We start from the raw sequence: 17,843 nt of genomic DNA on the forward strand, positions 1-17,843 counted from the left end.
CAGTCGATGAGGCTGTAGTTGATCCTATGTAATACGAATCGAAGTCACTGGTAAGTGACTTCAATACCTTTAATGCGCTAATGCACCGAAGCGAATTTTAGCGCCATCTTGCATATCGGCAATAATTCTAAATGCATCTTTTAGGTGTTGACGTTCAAAGCTACCAAAGTTATTTGGGTCAATATAATTATTCGGTATGCCGCCCTTTCTTAACACTTCCAATTGATGGCTGTAACGGAATTGTGCAATAAAATGATACGCACCAATAATATTTTTATACGAATCTTCACTTAAAACCCCCGCTTCATTGGCCGCTTTAAAGCGTGCTTCAGTACCAGAAGAATCACATTCTACCGATAAACCATAAATACGCGCTAAATCAATAATTAAGTTAATCGCGTATTTTTTGATATTCAGCACTTTGGTTTGGTCGCCATTCTTTTCTAGCACTAGGCTGTTAAAAATACCAAGCGGTGGATTGGTGTTCACCGCATCGCGCACTAAAGCCGGTAAGAAGCTTTGATTCTCTTTTATATTACGGTGTAAGTCGGCACGTAGAATATCGGTAAACTCAGCATTGCCATAAATCGAGCGGATCTCCAAAAATACGCTTAAATTGAGTAAGCAATCGTATTCAGGATTGGCCACCCATTTTTTATAATATTCTTTCCAAATTTTGATCGGTTGACACCACTTTGGTGTGGCGGCCATAAATTTACCGGTACACAGTGGATAACCACAGCGATCCAGACCATTGGACACATAACTGCCTAAATGACGGAAGTAGATCTTGTCACTATTGGTGGCATCATCCGATAAGATCAGAGCGGTATCTTGATCGGAAGTGATGTTTAATTCGTTACGTGCATGCGAGCCGGCGCTGATCCAATTGTAATCACAAGGCGGCGAACCTAATTTATCAATCGCAATTTGAATTAAGCGACGAGTATAGGCATCCATGATCATTGACATCACTTTACCGATGGTTTCCGAGGCGACTTTTCCTTCCACTAAAGCTTCAAAAATAGCTTGTCTTTCAGAGGTTAATGGCGATAACTCAGCGATACTATTGCAGTACTTTATTTTCTCTATCAAAAATATCGCTTGCATACGGTGATTCTGAATAAGATGTGAAGTAGTTAATAACCCTACCACTTTATTATCTTTAATCACGGGAATATTGCGAATATTATGCTGCATCATCATGGATACAGCCTCAAGCACTAAGGCATCGGGGCTTATTACAAAAGGATTTGGCGTCATCACCGTTGAAATAGGATCGGTTAACGGCGCTTCATGAGCGATGACTCGTTTGGTCATATCTCGGTCGGTAATTAAACCGACAATTTTGCCATTTTCACAAATCACCGCGCACGATGAACGCAATACTACCCGCATTTCATGGGCGACTTGCTTAATGGTCATATCCGAGGTGACGACCGCGATATGCTTACTGCAAACATCACCAACGCTTTTTATAAACAAGCCTTTCTCTTTATCCGACCACACGACATCGTGCGCGGTTTGTAAACGAACTTGGGCTTTTGAGGCAAAATATTGTTGATAATCAGGCTGTTTTTCAAACAAACGGATCAACGCAGAATGTGGGATCAAATACAACAGTGAGTTTTCTAAGGCGGTGACGATATAGCGACTTTCATCTTCCATCGCATCGCTTAAAAACGTATAGCCAAACAAATCATCACTTCCTAAACGAGAACGTAATTGACCGTCGAGTTTACGTTGCTCTACCGAACCACTGCGGATCACATATAAGTATTTATCTTCAGTATTTTTATTAGGATCAATCACTTCACCACTACTGAGATAAGTGATTTGAACCACTGTCGACAGTTCTTCCACCACCTCGACAGGGAGATTATTGAACGGATCGATCTGGGACAAATACTGAACAATATTAGTAAGTAGAGACTCACCCATAAACACCTCAAAAGTATTATTATAAGATTATTTACTTAGTATGAATAATAAAGACAAAAAAGCAGCCCATTAAGCTGCTTTTTGTGACTCAATATCGCGAATTATTGAAAACTTTCAACAAAAAGTGATCTCTTACACTTCATCAGGTAGACGGTGTTTTGATGCTTGTAAGTGACTGGCCGATACTGCGCGTGCTTTGTCAGCATTACCTGCCATGATCGCTTCATAAATATCGCGGTGTTCTTGTAGACACAATGCTCCATGTTCTGATGAATGCACAATAAAGTTTTTGTACATGCTACACAGTATATTACCGAACGGCAGGTAGAAATCATTACCCGTCGAATTGAAAATCAGGTTATGGAATCGCATGTCGATATCGGTCCAAGCATCTTGAATAAAGACTTCTGCTTGTGAAACATCACACATTTTCTGGAAGGTTTCTGACAATTCAATACGCTGTTCTGCAGTGGCATGAATGGCTGCCAGTGCGCAAGCTTCTGGTTCTATCGCACGGCGTAAACCTAAAAACTGATGGAAGAAAGTATCGTTATCAACCAAACCATCCATCCATTCGATAAGTTGAGGATCTAAGAAGTTCCAACTTGCACGATCTTTGACTCGAGTACCGATTTTAGGGCGCGACTCTAATAAACATTTTGATGTCAGCAACTTCACCGCTTCACGTAATGCAGTACGACTGACACCAAATTGTTCACACAACGCCATCTCACCAGGAATGATCGAACCTTGGGGTAATTTACCCGATAAAATGCCTCTGGCTATTTCTCGTGCAACTTGTACGTGTAGGCTACGTTTAGAGCCAGAAATCGAGTTAAATTCATTGGACATATAGGTTCTTCTTAAAATAAATCAAATTAATAAAGCTTGTCATATTAATGGACATTCTAGCATTAACCTATATTTCATCCATCTCTTTTATGTTGAATAGCACCTGTCACCTCTCATTTATGCTAGTAACTTTACCAAATTGAAGAATATTATAAGGATATTTTCAATTTACCTCGATCCTGATCACATTTTATTAAATCGACAAAGTGTATTGAGGATAAGCCATTGACTCACGCTGGTGTTATTGTATGATAAATGCAGGTTAAGCATCTGTCATGACTGATGCTTAACAGGTAACACAATTGGTGCTGAATCCTTCCTAAGTTTTAGCATTAGTTTCGAATGGTAGTAGTAGTTATTTTGGACTGTTCATTTAAGTCCCTCTAATTTAATGCCCTAGAGATTGAAAGCAATGACCACAACAGTACAGCTTTTAATGACAAGGTAATATTAACTTGTTGCCGGTTTGAGGTTATTTAACCTTATTACTGGCATTTTTTATATCGAAAACAATATGACCGTTCACACTTTTAATTCATCTCCCGCCACTTATCGAATACATGTTTTTATTGCGCAGCAAGTCGCGGCGCAAATTATTTCAGGCAAACTGACCACAGGCTCCAAACTGCCGAATGAGTTAGAGCTGTGTAAAGATTTTGGCGTCAGTCGTACTGCGTTACGTGAGTCGATTAAACTCTTGTCGTCGAAAGGTTTAATCAGCTCTAAACCTAAAGTGGGTACGTTTGTACAAGATCGTAAACATTGGCATTTTTTAGATCCTCAATTACTTGAATGGATCAAAGATTGTGAAGATCCAGAGACTTTCTTGCAGCAATTTTTAGGCTTACGCAAAGCGATTGAACCTGCCGCTTGTGCATTAAGTGCCATTTTTGCGACTTCCGATCAAAAGCAACAGCTAACCGAACATTTTGATGCCATGATGCAAGCCAGTCTGAATCAAGATGTTAATGCTTGGACGTTAGCGGATCTGCAATTTCATTCGTTAATATTTCAATCCACTGCCAATGATTTTTTTACCCCTTTTGGTAATTTGTTAACCACTGTGTATCAATGTTTTTTTACCCATTCTTCTGTGCGCGGTCATTTTTGCATTAAAGAACATCGAGCAGTTTATCAAGCGATTATCAAAGGACAAGCGACTGAAGCTCGTATGGCCTCGAATATTTTGTTAAAGAATAACCATGAGTTATTGTCGCTCAATCCAGCCTGATCCGCGCTTTCATATTCTATCAAGCTTGTGTCAAAACGATTGGTACCTTAAATATAAAAGCCCCGTAAATTATTATATTTACAGGGCTTTTCAGGTCATATGGTAACGGTTAGTGTGATTCAATTATCATGTCTAGATCTTCCAGTATCGTTTTCGTCACCTGTTTCGTCGCTATTTTATATTCTTTTCCCAATACTGATATAAACCATCAATATCAGAAGAGCACATTAAATCCATCGCATCTTGCAGGCTTTCTTCAGGCCATTGCCACCATTGCATTTGTTGTAATTTTTCAATCTGTTGCGGGGTAAAACGAAAACGAATATGTTTGGCTGGATTCGATCCGACGATTGAATAAGGCGCAACATCTTTGGTGACCACTGCGCGACTGGCGATCACTGCGCCATCCCCTACCGTAATACCGCTCATGATCATGGCTTCCGTACCAATCCAAACATCATTGCCGATCAAGGTATCCCCAGCACGTTCAAAACCGTCTTTGGCGTTAGAGAAATTCTTACCATCTTGGTAGAAGAATGGAAACGCGCTGACCCAATCGGGTTGATGCCCTTGATTGCCTGCCATCATGAATACTGCGCCAGAACCAATAGAGCAATAATTGCCAATGATCAGTTTATCGACATCACTACGACCCGAAATCAAATAGCGCGCACATTCGTCAAAACTATGGCCATGATAGTAACCAGAATAATAACTGTGCTTACCAACAATAATATTTTTATTGGTCACTTGTTGCGCTAAAGGCTTGCCTGCAAACGGGCTGTTGAAATAGTTTTCCATATTACCTGCTTATAATTAACGGCTACTGCCCTGTTGGAAGTACGGCCTCTTCGGTCACTTGCTTGGCGGCTAACCGACTACGATATAAAAAGCTGCCCGCGATCAAGATTAAACCGCCAATCACAATAAAGGTCGCCATATCATATCCGCTTTCAAAGGCTACACCAATAACAATAACCAACACGCCTAATGCCTGAGTTAATCGCCCTAAGTATGCCCCTTGACGACCATCGACTGGTGCTTCTTCTGCAGCCGAAATTGGCGTCGCTAGGTTAGTATAAAAAGTGTCTAATTCGACTTTACGTTGTCCGGTTGGCTCTTTATACCAAAGCGATGATAATGCAAAGAAACCACCAGAAATCACAATTTGCGCCACCAGCATCGCCACTACAGTCAAGTCGACAGATTCACGATGAGTAAAGGCATCAGCGCCAAATAAAGGCAATAACCAATTAATATTAAATAAAAATTGCATAAAGCACGATACGGTCAAACCCACCAATAATGTGCCCCAAGCCGACCAATCAGGCGTACGAACAAACACTAAAGCCAGCAAGGATGGGATCGCTAATGGCATTTGTAATAACGCGCCAAATAGCATCATTAAATCGAAAAAGCTGTACTCTTTAATTGAAGCAAATAGCAAGGCGGCCAATATCGACAATACGCCATTTACCACGGTAGAAATTTTACTTACTTTCATTTGTTGAGATTCGGTCGCTTGTGGGTTAAGCACCGATTGATAAACGTTACGTACAAAAATGCCGGCATTTCGGTTAAGGGCGGTGGTCATTGGCGCAATGGTGGCGGCGATCATGGCGGCTAAAACTAAACCTAACACCCCTTTTGGCATGTAGTATTCAATGAAATATAAATAAGCGGCATTGTTGGCATTGGAACCTAAATTCGGATAAAAACTTTGTAAATCGACATGCATGGTGGAGGTTACCCAAGGCGGAATAAACCACATCACCGGACCTATCACAAACAAGATACCGGCCACTAATGCCGCTTTACGCGCTTCTCTTTCATTGGTGGTCACCAAGAAGCGGTAACACGACATGGCATTATTAGTACCAATGGTTTGTTTGGCCATAATAAACACCACCCAGACCACGAATATTTGCCAGTAATTGATCCCCGTTCCCATCACTGAAGGAATCGAGGACTTTTCGATAAGTTGTACTGGGCCACCAATATAAATCAGCGCATAAGCCCCAACCACCATGGTGATCGCCATCAGTAAAATAAGTTGGATCACATTAGTGGCAGACACCGTCCATGAACCGCCACTGACCGCAATAAAGGTCACTAAAATGCCCACACCAATGATAGTGACGTATAAATCAATATCAAACACCGCCGCCACAAAAATGGCTAAACCATTAAGCCAAATCGCACACGATAAGATTGTGAGAGGAAATTGCAACCAAGTGTAGACTTGCTCGGATATTTTGCCAAAGCGCATCCTGATCACTTCCATCGCGGTATCCACTCGCAGTTTGCGATAGCGCGAAGCAAAGTACCAAGCCGCAACAAAGAAGCCTAACGCATTCCCCCAAAATAAAAACAATACCGCAAAACCATCTTCATAGGCTTTAGCTGCTGCACCGGTAAAGGTCCAAGCTGAAAATTGAGTCATAAACGCCGTGGCACCTGCCATCCACCACATCATCGCTCCGCCGCCACGAATAAATCCGGCAGAGGTTTTGGCAAAACGTTTGAAGATAAAAGCAGCCACAATAATGAAGATAAAGTAACCCACAATAATCGCGATATCTAACAGGTTCATGTGTTCTATAACTCTCTTTAATATGAAAAACGGGCCATTAATACTTTCGCATTAATGGCCCGATCAATTTTACACTAAATCAAAACAATATTTCATTTTTAAATTAGTTAATTTTTGCGTAGCAACCAGTCCATTGGTAAGTCGTACCAGCAAACTCAACCTTATGCTCTGTGTTTTCTAACTCAGCAGAAGCTGGACGGTTCGAAATACCAAATACATAGTTCTTACCTGAGGTCAGTGCAATCTCAATCACAGTGCCGGTTGCATTATGACCTATCACTGTCACGGCCTTAACTAAACCGCGAGCATCAATCGATGCTTCGATAGACTCATTAAAGTAACCGTGCGTTTCAAGTACTGAAGCAAATACGTGATTTTGCGCATTTTGACGCAAGATCAACGCAGGCTCCGAACGTAAGTTGAAATCGGGATCCGTTGCGCCGGTACGTGCAAAGATAAACTCGCTTTCGCCTTTACTTTCATTACCAAGATCAGCAGCAGGGGCACTTGATACTAAGCTGTAGTAGCTTGAATCATGCAACCAAGTGATCAATGTGCTACCAGAAACTTTCGCACTGCCAAGGTTCCATAAATGTTGGTAACCGTTGTCTGCACCAAGAGGTTTTAATGTGCTTTCAACTTGGTAGTCAAAATCGGTACGAATAACCTGACCTTTGTAGTGGTATGGTAAATCGTATTGATGTGGCGCATCCGCAAGAATACGATAAACATCAATCACTAATGGTTTTTCGAATTCTTCTAATTCAGCTAAGATCACACTACGTTGCATATCGATGCCATCATAGTATTGTGAAATAGTGCCACTCATGGCTTGCATGTTGCTGTTTTCAGCGTCAAAGAAATGCTTTTGACCAAATTTAGTTTCTGCTAGAGCAGTATTAAATTTGTTTTGCGTTTTTTGATCAACCACAACCGTGTTATGCGCGACCGTTTGTTTACAGTATGTTTTGTTCTCTGGGATGTAACGACCACCAAATTTAGGCTCCACGTTAACCCAACGACCATAACCGTAATCATGCAGAACTTCGTGACCACGGTTAAATACGCTTAGGTGTAAACCATCGTAGTGACCGTGATCTAACGCTGAATGATACTGATGATCTGAGCCATGTTGACCAAACCAAATCAATGCCATGGTATCGTCATCTTTGCTATCACGGTGACGCAGGATGCTTACCCCGCCTTTTTCACCCTTAGGACCGTCGGTAACAAATAAGCTACCCCAGTTAAATGGCTTGATTTCATCAGCCGCTTCAACTGCATTCGATAGAGTAAGACCAGCAGTATGAACCCAAACATCTTGTTGGTGGTTGGCCATACCAAGCAAAGTTTCAGTTTGCTCATAACGGTGATAACAAACCGACGTTGCCATGATCACGCCTTCATCATTGATGCTGATCGTTTTAGATGAATCATTTAATGCTGGTAAGGTTCCGTCTGGGAAAGCTGTTTTAAATACCGCGTAAGACGTGGTTTTAATCACAGAATCGTTAAACTCATAAATACCAAGTTCCGGCTGACGACGTTCAATCGATTCTGCAAACAGATAAATTGGACGTAATGAGAAACGGTGGTAGTAAGGACCTTCCATGTAGTAACCGTCTGGCGAGAACAATTGATCAAGTTGAGCTAAGAAACCACCACTCACTTTATCCATTTTCAAACCATATAGCGCTTTATCAACCGATGCTTGATCGTTGATTGCATAACCACAAATACCAACAGCTGCAACCGCCCATAAACCATGGTTATGTACGATGTCGAAGTCATGCCCGTAAGTCACAACAAACATGTGGATCATTTGCTTGAACAAATCATCTTCAATTTGACGCTTTTGTGCTTCTTCAAGTGTGTGGTAAACACAGCTGTATGCGCAAGATGAATACAGCATCCACATGTTTTCGTTCAATGTTTGGTGAAAAAATTTACCCGGAGGGTTTGAATCCAAGCTCACATTGCTTTCCAATGTTGGGTATACCGTCGCGTAAGCAGTCAGTAATTCAACAATGTAATCGCGGTATTTTTGTTCGCCAGTGATCAAAAATAAACGACCTGCAAGATCCATATTAATGTAGTTTTGCTTATGGCGGTTATGTTCGTAACCACCACCTTCGCCGTGACCTGGGACTTCAATACCTACGTTTGCCATGTAAGCATCCGTTTGTGCAATATCACGCGCAAGAGCTTTACCTAGTAGGCTATCCTTGCCCAGTTCTTTGCCTAATTCCGCGGCTTCTTCAAAACTTAATAATAGAGGTTGGTAGTTCATTTCTTTTTCCTTATTTTGACTGTACTTCTAATGAGTAGAATCCAGTCCAATGATAACTTTTGCCATTTGATTCAACTTTATGCGCAGTATTCTCTGTCGCATCAAGTTTGATTGCTCACCATAAAGGTAGCAATGCAATCTTGCGTTTCTATTTCAACCACAGAGCCGATGTCGGTATGAGCAATCACTCGAATGTCTTGCGCTTTACCCACGAGCATTGACCGATTGTTCAAATTCTTCGTTAAAGTAGCCATGTGTTTCAAGTACCGATGCAAACAAAGTAGAGTTTGCTTTGGTGCGTAGAATAAATGCAGGTTCACTACGTAGATTAAAACTTGGATCATTAGCACCAGTACGGGTAAAGAACACTTCTCCAGCACTGTTTGATTGTGCCGCATTGGAGTTTGTACCCAACCAAGTGTAGTAGGTATTATTTTGCAACCAACTGACTAATGCTGTGTCACTTGCCTTGCCACTGGCGAGGTTCCATAGGTGTTTGTAACCTAAGCTATCGCCTAAAGGAGATACTTCTTGATTCGCTTCATAATTAAAGTTGGTACGCAGCAATTGACCTTGATATTGATGAGAATAATCAAATTGATGCTCACCATCGTCTTCGGCTGTTAAACGATATAAATCAAGTAATAACGGCGACTCAAGCCCATCAAGTTTTAACATAAACACGCTACGTTGCATGTCAAAACCTTGGTAATGATCATTCGCAAACGCGCTCATACCATTAACCTTGGCATCATTCACTTTAAAGAAATGCGGTAAGCCATGCACCATTTCAGCACTTGGGATCTCAAAGTTATTTTGACATTTTTGATCAACCGTAACGGCATTATGCGCAATGGTTTGACGAGCGTAAGATTTGTTTTCATCGAGGTAACGACCACCAAACTTAGGTTCAACATTGACCCAGCGACCGAAACCGTATTCACGTAGTACTTCTTGACCACGGTTAAAGTAGCTGATCCCTAAAGTATCAAAGTGACCGTGATCCATCCCGTGTTGACCATAGTTCATCACCAGTTGGAAGACATCTTTGTTGTCATCTTGAGTTGAATCATCCTGCATACGGATAAAGCCTTGAGCGCCATTATGACCATCACGACCTTCATTCAATTCAACACTTTGCCAAAAAGGCAGACCGATATTTTTGCCGTCATTGGTGGCTTGTTCGTACGCACGAGAAAGCTCTAAACCACAAGGGTGAAGCCATACTTTGTTTTGAATTTTTGCCATGCCAAGCAGATTTTCATCCACACCCTTTTTCGGATCTGAATAATGTTTGCTGTATTGACTCACCGCCACTTGCACACCCATATCGGTAATGCCCATAGTATGAGATGAATCATTTAATGCAGGGAATTCACCATTTGGATAAGCTGTCGCCAGTAATGCTTGTACCGTATTGCCAATCACTTTGTCTTTAAAGTTAAAGATATCAAGCTCTGGCATGTGACGATGCAATACTTCGGCAAACACACATAAAGGACGGATCGCGAAGCGATGATAATACGGCCCTTCCATGTAATAACCTGATGGTGCGAATAATTCTGAAATTTGCGCTAAGAACCCACCAGGCCCCATTTCGCGTTTCCCTTTTTCAAAATTTTCCATGCCAAATACGGCCATGTCTAAATATTCTTTTTTGTTGACGACGATACCGCAAATGCCGACAGCGGCCACCGCCCACATGCCGTGGTTATGAATACGATCAAAATCATGACCATATTTCACAGTAAACATATCAAGCATAGGTAAGAAAAGGTTTTTCTCTACATGTTGACGTTCCGTTTCCGACATGAAGTTTGCCACACAAGAATAAGCAAGGCTGGCGTACATTAGCCACATGTGCTCATTTAAGATTTGGTGGAACAAGCGCCCAGTCGGGTTAGTGTTCTTTTGAACATGAAAATCAAACTGTAGATATTTGTCAGCGTATAACGCCAGTAACTCAGCAACAAATTTTGCGTATTTCACTTCTTTGGTGACCAAGAATAAGCGACCCGCAACGTTCATATAGTTGTAGTTTTGCTTGTGGCGATTATGCTCATAACCACCCGCTTCACCATGACCAGGAACATCGTGTCCCAACGCCATGAAGGCATCAACATCAGCTTTCATTTGAGTAATGGTTTTACCCATTAAGCTTGAACGACCTACTTCTTTTTGCAGTTCTAAAATTTCAGCTTCATTTAGCAGTACTGCGGGGATTTTCTTACTCATCCTTAAACCTCAAGCGACAATATTGATTCGAATTAGGTATAAAGTAATACAATAAGCTTAGATTTGCATCCTTCAAATGAAAAAAGAAAGAACTTAATCACATTAAATGCAGGCTTAAAAGCTTAACCAAGCTATACCTTCTCTTATGTTACACCCTCTCAATTACCGGATAAATAAATAGTATTTTTTTGATTTACATCACGATTCTCTAGGCTTATTGTATGACAATAAAACCTTTCAGGTAAGATGCCTCTATTGCAAATACAAACGAATACGATAATTAAGGATTAAAGATGACTTTTTTTAAGATTGATGACAATGAGTGGGAAGATATTGGCGACGGTATTAAGCGTAAAATCGTTGGCTATACTGACGATCTAATGGCGGTTCACCTTCGTTTTGATAAAGGTGCCATTGGCGCGCCTCATACTCATGAAATTCATGATCAAATCGGTTATGTAGTAAGTGGTAGCTTTGAAGCTGAGATTGGCGGCGAAAAACGTGTACTGACTGCGGGTGATGCATACATTGCAAGTAAACATACTGAACATGGTGCGATTGCTTTAGAAGAAGGCAGCATCCTACTGGATATGTTCTCTCCTGCACGTCAAGATTTCTTATAATATTTCGACTTAATTGGTGACACTATGACGACATTAAATATTGCTGTGATTGGCGAGTGCATGATTGAGTTACAGCAATCCGGTGAACTATTAAAGCAAAGCTTTGGTGGTGATACTCTAAACACTGCATTATACCTTGCTCGCTTAACTAAAAATAAAGCGGTGAATACCAGTTATATCACAGCGCTAGGCCAAGAAGCTTTTAGCCAAAACATGCTCGATCGTTGGTCACTAGAAGGTATTGATACTCAGCACATTGCTCGTTTAGATAACAAACAACCGGGTATGTATTACATCGAAACCGATGATACTGGTGAACGTACGTTCTTCTACTGGCGCAATGATGCTGCGGCAAAATTCATGTTCGATCAACCGCAGAGCCCTGCGTTAATTGATACCCTTTCAAGTTACGATGCTATTTACCTAACCGGTATTACCATTGCGATCTTAACCCAAAATGGTCGTGAGCAATTATTTGCCCTTTTAGAACAAGTGAAACGCAACGGCGGCAAAGTTATTTTTGATAATAACTATCGTCCTAAACTTTGGGAATGCCAACAAGAGGCGATCGACACTTACTTAAAAGTATTGTCTTTGACCGATATTGCACTACTCACTTTTGATGATGAGCAAGAGCTTTACGGCGACGACAATATTGAGCAATGCATTGCACGTACTCAAAATGCTGGCGTATCTGAAATTGCGATTAAACGCGGTAGTAAAGATTGCGTAGTGATCACCAAAGAAAGCGATAGTGAAGACAATATTCAATATGTCGCCACTAAACCTGCGGATAATGTTGTTGATACTACCGCAGCAGGCGATTCGTTCAGTGCGGGTTACCTTGCTAAACGTCTACTTGGATTCAGCGCCAAAGAATCAGCGTTGTCTGGTCACAAAGTAGCGGGTACGGTTATTCAACATCAAGGGGCGATTATTCCTCTTGAGGCAATGCCAGATATCGGTCTTTAATACTATTTTTATCTACAATATTAAAAAACCATCTTCACATATATACCCAAAGTAATTGAAGTTGCAGTGAGGCAGCAAGTAAACGAAGCCCCATGAGCTTAGCTTGCCTAAGTGATTGGGGTGAGTTAGCGCAGCCAACAAAGCTGCAGCTTCAAGTAAGACGGGTATAATGGTTGATTGATATTGTAGGCTATACATCCTTTACTGAATTAATAGAGAAGCAAATTATGTCTAATCTTGATCAACAACTTGCAAACCTTAAAGTTATTCCTGTTATTGCGTTAAACAAAGTTGAGCACGCATTACCGCTAGCAAAAGCATTAATGGAAAATGGCATGCCTTGTGCTGAAATCACTTTCCGTACTGAAGCGGCTATTGGTGCAATCAAAGCAATGCGCGCCGCATACCCAGAAATGCTCATCGGTGCGGGTACTATCCTAACGCCGGCACAAGTTGACCAAGCGATTGACGCTGGTGTTGACTTCATCGTAAGCCCTGGCTTAAACCCAACAACCGTTAAATACTGCCAATCTAAAAACATGCCAATCGTACCTGGTGTGAACAACCCAAGCTTAGTAGAACAAGCAATGGAACTTGGCCTTAAAACGGTTAAATTCTTCCCAGCGGGCCCTTCTGGCGGCGTTGGCATGCTAAAAGCACTAACAGCGGTTTACCCTGTTAAATTTATGCCTACTGGTGGCGTAAGCTTATCAAACATCGACGACTACCTAGAGATCCCTGCGGTATTAGCATGTGGCGGTACTTGGATGGTTCCTACTCAACTTATTGACAATGAGCAATGGGAAGAGCTAGGCGCATTGGTTAAAGATGCGGTTGCAAAAGTAAACTAATACACCTTGTTATACCTTAAGTTTCACCCTGAGTAATTTACATTTTATATTGATCACCCCCTGACAATATTTTGCCCTCAACGTAGTTTGAGGGTTTTTTTTAGCCTGGTTTTAGGTAATGAATACGCTGTACATTAAAAGGGTTGACCTTCCCCTACTGGTAACCTTTATGCTGATGTTATCCCATAAAATGAATAAGGTCGCATCATGAAGTTATTATCCTTTCTTACACTTTCTATCACGTTAATTTCAAGCTCAGTATGGGCGAATCAAGCCGATGATTTTAAACATCTCACCGCACCACAAGCCCTTGAAAAAGCACACCAGTATCACGGCACAGAGACGGCATCTATCCAAGTTTTCCCCGATCACATTCAAGCTAAATTTAAAGATGGTAGCAACATCAATATTCCGACTGGCGATCAGCATTTACTCTCTATTGCACCATACGAATTTAGCACTCACCCTTGCGGCTACCACGTACCAACCGGTTGCCAAGGTGAATTAGTTGAAAAATCAATGCAAGTCAAAATTACCGATTTAGATAGCAAAAAAGTATTAAAATACGGTATGGTAAAAACTCAAAAAGATGGTTTCATTGATTTTTGGATGCCAAAAGGTAAAGCGAATTTAGAGTTTACGTTTAACTACAATGGTAAAACCGTCACTAAAGTATTGAGTACCGTCGATGACGCACCTACTTGCATCACCACCATGCAATTGAGCTAAGAACAATTAAAGCTATTAGCTGACCATAAAGTGGCGACGGTTGTTATAATATCAAGCGTCGTTTTGTACCACTCACTTAATCAGGTTTATTGATATGAACATCAGCCAAGTTGCCAAATTGACCAGCCTTTCCGCCAAGTCGATTCGTTTTTATGAATCGCAACAGATAGTGGAAAGTCCTTTGCGTTCGAGTAATGGTTATCGGGTTTATAACGATGTTCATATCGAGCAGTTAAAATTAGTGGCCCGCGCCAAGGCTGTAGGGTTTAGCTTGGAGGATTGCAAAAGCTTGGTGCTCATGTCTCAAGATCCCAACCGCACTAGCGCGGATATTAAGAAAAAAGCCCAACAAAAGCTGGATGATGTTGAGGAAAAATTAGCCGAATTGAATAATATTAAACGACAATTAAATTCATGGATCGATGAGTGTCCAGGCGACTCAAGTCCATGTTGCCCGATCATGGATAACCTGCAAGGGAAGTGTGGGGAGTAGAGTTAGCAAGTACAAAAAAATACGGCATACTCAAGGTATGCCGTATTTTCATTTAGACTCTACTTTGAGTAGGCTCTAATTATTTTTTTAGACCGTTGAAGTAATCAAAGATGACAGGAACGTCGTTTTGACCAAGACCGGCATCAACCGCAGCTTGTAGGTTTGCAGAAGTACCTTGAGCGATTAGAGACTCGCTGCCTAGGTCTGAAACCATTTGATTGAAGTAACCAAGGTCTTTGTTTGCGTTTGCAACAGAGAAACCTAGTTTTTCTTCGCCGTCTACTGCGTAGAATTTACAGAATTGCATGAATGGTGAGTTAGATGGACCAGCAGACATGATGTCAAACAACTGTTGACCGTCAACACCAGCCGCTTTTGCAACAGCAAATGCTTGAGACATAGCCGTAACCGTTGTCATACCGATGAAGTTGTTGATAAGTTTTGTTGTGTGGCCAGCACCAAGTTTACCAAGGTGGAATACGTTTTCGCCTTGCTCTTCCAATAAAGGTTTTACTTTATTGAAAGTATCCATATCACCAGCTGCCATGATGTTTAATAAACCATCTTTAGCGTGTGCAGGAGTACGACCTAGAGGGGCATCGATCATGCCGCAACCTTTTTCAGCAAGTTGTGCGCCGATTTGGATAGTAGAAGCTGGGATAGAAGTACCGAAGTCGATTAGAGTAGAACCTGCTTTAATACCGGCTAACACACCATCTTCACCGTTAACGATTTTTTCAACAACCGCTGAAGTTGTAAGGCAAAACTCAACCACATCAGAAGCCGCTGCTAGTTCTTTAGCAGAAGTGAATTGAGTCGCGTTACCACGAGCAAGAACAGCATCAACTGCATCTTGGCTAAGATCCATAACGTTAACTTGGTAGCCACGTTTTTGTAGGTTTTCAACCATGTTGCCGCCCATAAGGCCAAGACCGATGAAACCGATTACTGGTTTAGACATATCTAACTCCTAAAATGTATTATTGTATGCTTTATTAAGTTTGCTAATAATATACGCCTACTGTTGTTTAAGCAATGTTTGCGTATCGAAAATTGGTGTTTAATGTGATCTATGCCTTTTTTCACTTAGGCACAATCACAAAGAGAGATAAAACCTTCAGCTGAAGGCTATTATCTCTGCTTAATGGTTATTGATTTAAATTCAGTTTAAAGAAACTCACTTGAGTGTAGTCGCCTTTATCAACACCGTTATTGGTACATTGTGAAGAACCAGTATTACATTGGTTGTAAGCACCCGCTTTAAAGTACATCCAATCTTGTGCATAGCTAGTGTCTTTTGCTTCACCTGGGTATGGCTTGCTTAGATCAACATCGAAAACCTTAACGACCTGATTGCTTTGACCGATATTTTTCTTAAAGGTTAAATGCATAACGTTATTGGTGATTGAGACATCATAAGAAAAAACTTCACCTAAACGAATGCCATCTTCCGGGTTGCTGTCATTAGCAGACAGTTTATTGTGACCGAATACGTCGTGTTTAATATCTTTACGGTCAGCTTTATTGGTTGGATTTGTTTCGTAATTCCAAGACACAGAACCGTATTCATGATTTGGTAATTTACGATAAATGATTTTTAATGGCTCATTATTTGAACCATGGATCTGACCAATAACCGTGGCATGCGCGCCAGATTTTGCATCGTTACCACTTAAACTCACCCAATCGACCGCTAAAGTTGCTGACAATTCACCACCGACAGAGCCGTAAGATCCAGCATCAGTATGGCTTGCTACCACAAAGTTATTCTTTGGATCGTTGTAACCATCCGCGAGCATTGCTCGTAGCTCAGTACGTGCATTTTTGCTGTTTGGTGTGGTTACCGCTTGGTTTGGTACACGAAATACCATGGCGCCAGTTTTAGCATCGGTAAAGAACCAATCTGGATTAGAGAACGCTGGTACTTGGTTATTTAATTGATCTTTTGATAATTCCATCACCTTACCGCGACGCTCTGGTTTGTCGTCTGGATAAGGAAGGTTGATTTTCCATTTAGTTAGATCAAAGTTTTCCGATGGCGCTTTAGTTACGTCTAATTGCTTAGAAAGCGCTTGTTGGTATGCGGTTGGCTGAGTCATTGGTGCCGTCATTGGCACAACTGATTTGGCCGTGGTTTCATCACTAGAAGAACAGCCCGCAAGCACGCCAGCAACTGCCAACGCTAAATATACTTTTTTCATTATTTTATTCCATTATGATTACTCGTCTACGCTAACTATAAGGTCTTATTGTATGATTTAATGTGATCTGAAATGAATTTCTACCATTTCATTGTTCTGATAGCAGAAAACCCCTCCTTCTAAGCGACTCATTACCCCCTATTCAACGAATTAAAAACGCTAATTTGATACCAACAAAACCTTAGTAAATGTGTGTCTTTTAACCAAAACCAGTTTGTCTATTAAAAGCTACAAGCCTTTTAAGTGGTGAATATAAAAAGTGTGATCAACAACAGTGCACTGATTATATTTCGAGCTAAATAAGTTTGTCAGATATGAAGACCATCAGTATTGAAACCACTGAAATCACTGGCATCATGCTGTTTATCATTGGTGCATCGACCATTATGTCTTGGGCGATGGCATTTACTGGCTTGCCAAGCATGATCAGTGATTGGATGCTGTCAATCTCAGATAATCCAATTATTATCTTCATTCTAATGAACATCATCTTGTTGATCATTGGTATGTTTATGGATTTAACCCCAGCGTTATTGATCTTTACCCCTATCTTTATGCCAATCGCGACTCAGTTAGGTATGGATCCTATTCACTTTGCAATGATGATCATCTTTAACCTTTGTATTGGCATAGCCACCCCTCCAGTAGGAACCGCCTTGTTTGTGGGTTGTAGTGTAAGCGGAGCCAAAATTGAAGATGTCATCCGCGCGATTTTGCCTTTCTGTGCGGTATTGATCGTCACATTAATGTTGATCACTTTTGTGCCAGCACTAAGCTTGTACTTACCAAAAATGTTCGGATTGATTCAATAAGCTTTACAATTTTTAATCTA

General features: G+C 41.1%; 13 protein-coding genes and 2 pseudogenes. 7 read left to right on the forward strand and 8 right to left on the reverse strand.

Going from position 1 to position 17,843, the window contains the following annotated elements:
* Positions 1-69: 69 nt before the first annotated feature.
* Both GFB47_RS15515 and GFB47_RS15520 read right to left on the reverse strand, forming a co-directional pair.
* Entirely contained in the window at positions 70-1,941 is a 1,872-nt protein-coding gene (locus GFB47_RS15515; RefSeq protein WP_153448874.1) for a DUF294 nucleotidyltransferase-like domain-containing protein, read from the reverse strand.
* Positions 1,942-2,073: 132 nt separating this feature from the next.
* Positions 2,074-2,793: a FadR/GntR family transcriptional regulator gene (locus tag GFB47_RS15520; protein WP_153448875.1), complete on the reverse strand. Its 720-nt coding sequence runs from the start codon at positions 2,791-2,793 to the stop codon at positions 2,074-2,076.
* A gap of 514 nt (positions 2,794-3,307) precedes the next feature.
* Here GFB47_RS15520 and GFB47_RS15525 point away from each other — a divergent pair.
* Complete coding sequence (locus GFB47_RS15525; protein ID WP_153448876.1) at positions 3,308-4,024, forward strand: FadR/GntR family transcriptional regulator; 717 nt, start codon at positions 3,308-3,310, stop codon at positions 4,022-4,024.
* 171 nt (positions 4,025-4,195) lie between these two features.
* Here GFB47_RS15525 and catB read toward each other — a convergent pair whose 3' ends face one another.
* The 4 genes and pseudogenes from catB to GFB47_RS15545 form a co-directional block, all read right to left on the reverse strand.
* Positions 4,196-4,825 carry a type B chloramphenicol O-acetyltransferase gene (catB, locus tag GFB47_RS15530; protein WP_153448877.1) on the reverse strand — a complete coding sequence of 210 codons (630 nt, stop codon included), beginning with the start codon at positions 4,823-4,825 and terminating at the stop codon, positions 4,196-4,198.
* A gap of 22 nt (positions 4,826-4,847) precedes the next feature.
* A complete protein-coding gene (locus tag GFB47_RS15535) occupies positions 4,848-6,617 on the reverse strand; it encodes a sodium:solute symporter family transporter (protein WP_153448878.1) in 1,770 nt (589 codons plus the stop codon).
* 103 nt (positions 6,618-6,720) lie between these two features.
* Positions 6,721-8,907: a heparinase II/III domain-containing protein gene (locus GFB47_RS15540; protein ID WP_153448879.1), complete on the reverse strand. Its 2,187-nt coding sequence runs from the start codon at positions 8,905-8,907 to the stop codon at positions 6,721-6,723.
* A 10-nt stretch (positions 8,908-8,917) separates the two neighbouring features.
* Positions 8,918-11,142, reverse strand: a pseudogene (locus GFB47_RS15545) (heparinase II/III domain-containing protein).
* A gap of 293 nt (positions 11,143-11,435) precedes the next feature.
* On the opposite strand from GFB47_RS15545, the gene GFB47_RS15550 reads away from it, so the two are divergent.
* The 5 genes from GFB47_RS15550 (at position 11,436) to cueR (ending at position 14,810) form a co-directional block, all read left to right on the forward strand.
* Positions 11,436-11,765 (forward strand): cupin domain-containing protein, encoded by a 330-nt coding sequence (locus GFB47_RS15550; protein WP_153448880.1) that lies wholly within the window; start codon positions 11,436-11,438, stop codon positions 11,763-11,765.
* 24 nt (positions 11,766-11,789) lie between these two features.
* The gene (kdgK, locus tag GFB47_RS15555) at positions 11,790-12,737 is read left to right on the forward strand and encodes a 2-dehydro-3-deoxygluconokinase (protein WP_153448881.1); all 948 of its coding nucleotides are present in this window, start codon (positions 11,790-11,792) and stop codon (positions 12,735-12,737) included.
* 227 nt (positions 12,738-12,964) lie between these two features.
* Positions 12,965-13,588: a bifunctional 4-hydroxy-2-oxoglutarate aldolase/2-dehydro-3-deoxy-phosphogluconate aldolase gene (locus GFB47_RS15560; RefSeq protein ID WP_153448882.1), complete on the forward strand. Its 624-nt coding sequence runs from the start codon at positions 12,965-12,967 to the stop codon at positions 13,586-13,588.
* A 207-nt stretch (positions 13,589-13,795) separates the two neighbouring features.
* Positions 13,796-14,317, forward strand: a complete 522-nt coding sequence (locus GFB47_RS15565) for a CueP family metal-binding protein (protein WP_153448883.1) — start codon at positions 13,796-13,798, stop codon at positions 14,315-14,317.
* Positions 14,318-14,411: 94 nt separating this feature from the next.
* Positions 14,412-14,810 (forward strand): Cu(I)-responsive transcriptional regulator, encoded by a 399-nt coding sequence (cueR, locus tag GFB47_RS15570; protein WP_153448884.1) that lies wholly within the window; start codon positions 14,412-14,414, stop codon positions 14,808-14,810.
* A gap of 79 nt (positions 14,811-14,889) precedes the next feature.
* Here the strand turns inward: cueR and GFB47_RS15575 are convergent, their stop codons facing one another.
* A complete protein-coding gene (locus GFB47_RS15575; RefSeq protein ID WP_153448885.1) occupies positions 14,890-15,771 on the reverse strand; it encodes an NAD(P)-dependent oxidoreductase in 882 nt (293 codons plus the stop codon).
* Between the two features lie 187 nt (positions 15,772-15,958).
* Complete coding sequence (locus tag GFB47_RS15580; protein ID WP_325077780.1) at positions 15,959-16,921, reverse strand: polysaccharide lyase family 7 protein; 963 nt, start codon at positions 16,919-16,921, stop codon at positions 15,959-15,961.
* A 404-nt stretch (positions 16,922-17,325) separates the two neighbouring features.
* Between GFB47_RS15580 and GFB47_RS15585 the strand changes: the two are divergent.
* Positions 17,326-17,823 (forward strand): annotated as a pseudogene (locus tag GFB47_RS15585) (SLC13 family permease); the annotation flags it as partial.
* Positions 17,824-17,843 lie beyond the last annotated feature (20 nt).

This window comes from Vibrio algicola (assembly GCF_009601765.2).
In the GTDB taxonomy this organism is placed as follows: domain Bacteria; phylum Pseudomonadota; class Gammaproteobacteria; order Enterobacterales; family Vibrionaceae; genus Vibrio; species Vibrio algicola.

Excerpts from the sequence above, each read along its gene's own strand:
- GFB47_RS15525 (WP_153448876.1), top strand. The coding sequence starts at position 3,308 with ATGACCGTTCACACTTTTAATTCATCTCCCGCCACTTATCGAATACAT.
- GFB47_RS15550 (WP_153448880.1), top strand. The coding sequence starts at position 11,436 with ATGACTTTTTTTAAGATTGATGACAATGAGTGGGAAGATATTGGCGAC.
- GFB47_RS15540 (WP_153448879.1), bottom strand. The coding sequence starts at position 8,907 with ATGAACTACCAACCTCTATTATTAAGTTTTGAAGAAGCCGCGGAATTA.
- GFB47_RS15580 (WP_325077780.1), bottom strand. The coding sequence starts at position 16,921 with ATGACGGCACCAATGACTCAGCCAACCGCATACCAACAAGCGCTTTCT.
- GFB47_RS15515 (WP_153448874.1), bottom strand. The coding sequence starts at position 1,941 with ATGGGTGAGTCTCTACTTACTAATATTGTTCAGTATTTGTCCCAGATC.
- GFB47_RS15520 (WP_153448875.1), bottom strand. The coding sequence starts at position 2,793 with ATGTCCAATGAATTTAACTCGATTTCTGGCTCTAAACGTAGCCTACAC.
- cueR (WP_153448884.1), top strand. The coding sequence starts at position 14,412 with ATGAACATCAGCCAAGTTGCCAAATTGACCAGCCTTTCCGCCAAGTCG.
- GFB47_RS15575 (WP_153448885.1), bottom strand. The coding sequence starts at position 15,771 with ATGTCTAAACCAGTAATCGGTTTCATCGGTCTTGGCCTTATGGGCGGC.
- GFB47_RS15535 (WP_153448878.1), bottom strand. The coding sequence starts at position 6,617 with ATGAACCTGTTAGATATCGCGATTATTGTGGGTTACTTTATCTTCATT.
- kdgK (WP_153448881.1), top strand. The coding sequence starts at position 11,790 with ATGACGACATTAAATATTGCTGTGATTGGCGAGTGCATGATTGAGTTA.
- GFB47_RS15560 (WP_153448882.1), top strand. The coding sequence starts at position 12,965 with ATGTCTAATCTTGATCAACAACTTGCAAACCTTAAAGTTATTCCTGTT.
- GFB47_RS15565 (WP_153448883.1), top strand. The coding sequence starts at position 13,796 with ATGAAGTTATTATCCTTTCTTACACTTTCTATCACGTTAATTTCAAGC.
- catB (WP_153448877.1), bottom strand. The coding sequence starts at position 4,825 with ATGGAAAACTATTTCAACAGCCCGTTTGCAGGCAAGCCTTTAGCGCAA.